Origin of the sequence: Eudoraea sp., assembly GCF_049669105.1 — a bacterium.
Lineage (GTDB): Bacteria > Bacteroidota > Bacteroidia > Flavobacteriales > Flavobacteriaceae > Eudoraea.
Genome location: NZ_JBATKE010000031.1, coordinates 1 through 2,073, shown reverse-complemented (window position 1 = coordinate 2,073; position 2,073 = coordinate 1). Strand labels below are relative to the sequence as shown.

At 33.4% G+C, this 2,073-nt stretch carries 3 protein-coding genes; all 3 read left to right on the top strand.

Going from position 1 to position 2,073, the window contains the following annotated elements:
* Positions 1–400, top strand: a 400-nt coding sequence (locus WBM60_RS02200; RefSeq protein WP_424282715.1) for a polysaccharide biosynthesis C-terminal domain-containing protein, incomplete at its 5' end; no start/stop codon positions are given.
* Positions 397–1,479: a DegT/DnrJ/EryC1/StrS family aminotransferase gene (locus tag WBM60_RS02195; protein WP_424278851.1), complete on the top strand. Its 1,083-nt coding sequence runs from the start codon at positions 397–399 to the stop codon at positions 1,477–1,479. The genes WBM60_RS02200 and WBM60_RS02195, both read left to right, overlap by 4 nt.
* A 3-nt stretch (positions 1,480–1,482) precedes the next feature.
* A partial coding sequence (locus tag WBM60_RS02190; protein WP_424282714.1) for a WbqC family protein occupies positions 1,483–2,073 on the top strand: 591 nt, incomplete at its 3' end.

The following is a 2,073-nucleotide window of genomic DNA, read 5'->3' as shown; positions in this document are numbered from 1 at the left end:
ATATGGAAGAAGCGACTTGTTTTTAAAATTGGAAGTATTTAAAAAATCATTCCTTGCTATAGGTATAATTTTAGGTTTACAATTTGGGGTTATTGGCCTGGTTTGGAGTAGCGTAATTGTTTCCATTATCAGTTTGCTTATTAATACATATTACAGTAGTAAATTAATACATTATACTACAAAGCGTCAATTATTGGATATGCTGCCAATTTTACTACTAGCCAGTCTTACTTTTTTATTGATGTACTATTCAGTTTATTTATTTATCGACTATAGTGATATCGTACAAATAGCTTTTGCTTCACTAGCAGGAATTACTTTTTATCTATTGATTAATTCCTTTTTTAAAACAAGCCCTTTATATGATCTATTAACAATTATAAAAAACCGCAAGTTATGATACAAGTAACCTTACCCTTTATACCGCCCAAGGAGGACTATGATATTTTATTGCATGGTATTTGGAAACGTCAATGGCTAACCAATATGGGGCCGCTGGCCAGCGATCTTGAAATGAAACTGAAAGACCATCTGGGCGTTGACCATTTATTATTCGTCACCAATGGCACTGTAGCACTGCAAATGGCTATTAAGGCATTGGATTTGAAAGGTGAAATTATTACCACTCCGTTTACGTATGTGGCAACTACCAGCAGCATTGTTTGGGAAAATTGTGAACCTGTTTACGTAGATATAGATCCAAAAAGCTTAAACATAGATCCCACTAAAATTGAAGCTGCTATTACCGCGAAAACTTCAGCCATTGTGGCAACTCATGTATACGGTAATCCATGCGATGTGATGGCTATTGAAAAGATAGCGAAGAAACATAAGCTTAAAGTAATTTATGATGCTGCCCATGCCTTTGGAGTCAAAGTTAATGGTACTTCTATTTTTAATTATGGTGATATTTCTACCTGTAGCTTACATGCAACCAAGTTATTTCACTCAGGTGAGGGTGGTTTGGTGATAACCAAGGAACCAAAATTGTTAAAGGAAATGGCCCATATGCGAAATTTTGGACACTCCGGTCCGGAAACGTTTTATAATCTGGGAATAAATGGCAAGAATTCAGAGTTTCATGCCGCAATGGGATTGGCTAATTTTAATTATATTCAAGCCATACATGATAAACGTAAATTGTTGACGGGTCGATATGACGAAAAATTAAAGACTTTCAAAGCAATTAAACCGTTATGGCATAAGGATTCGAAGGCTAATTATGCCTATTATCCGATTGTTTTTGATAATGAAGAGTTACTACTAAAGTCTATTGATTTACTTAAATTGAATGAAATATTCGGGAGACGCTATTTTTACCCGTCTTTGTCACACTCGTTACCTTATTTGGAATCAAAACCACTCAAATGGGCAGATGATATTTCTAAGCGTGTATTTTGTTTGCCACTATACTTTGATCTTACCTTGGAAGAAGTAGATATGATATGTAGACTGTTATTAAGAGCTCAAAACAATTAAGAAATGAATGTTGCTATGATGCAACCATATCTATTCCCATACCTGGGATATTTCCAACTAGTGAATGCGGTTGATGTATTTGTTTTTGCTGATGACGTAAATTTTATAAAGGGAGGTTTTATCAATCGAAATAGAATTCTACTCAAAAATGAGGAATATATTTTTACTGTACCATTAGCAAATAAAAGCCAAAATAAGTTGATAAATGAAATACAGATTTCAGAGAAATTCAAGGGATATCCCGAAGGCATAATTCAAACTATAAAACAAGCCTATATAAAAGCACCTTTTTTTAAGGACGTTTTTCCAATAATTGAATCGGTATTTCAATCTGATATTCAAAATATCTCAAAATTAGCTGCATCTTCAGTAGAATCAGTTTCGAAGTATTTGGAAATAAAGGTGGATTTTAAATATTCTTCTGTGTCATTTAATCATACAAAAGGTCAGGAAAGATCAATTCGACTTATAAATATAACTAAGGAATTAGGTGGTCACACTTATTTCAATCCTATTGGTGGTAAGAACATTTACTGCAAAAAAAATTTTGAAAACCAGGGCGTTAATCTAAATTTTTTAGAACCTGAGGATATA

Coding starts and splice junctions, on each gene's coding strand:
- WBM60_RS02195 (WP_424278851.1), top strand. CDS start 397: ATGATACAAGTAACCTTACCCTTTATACCGCCCAAGGAGGACTATGAT.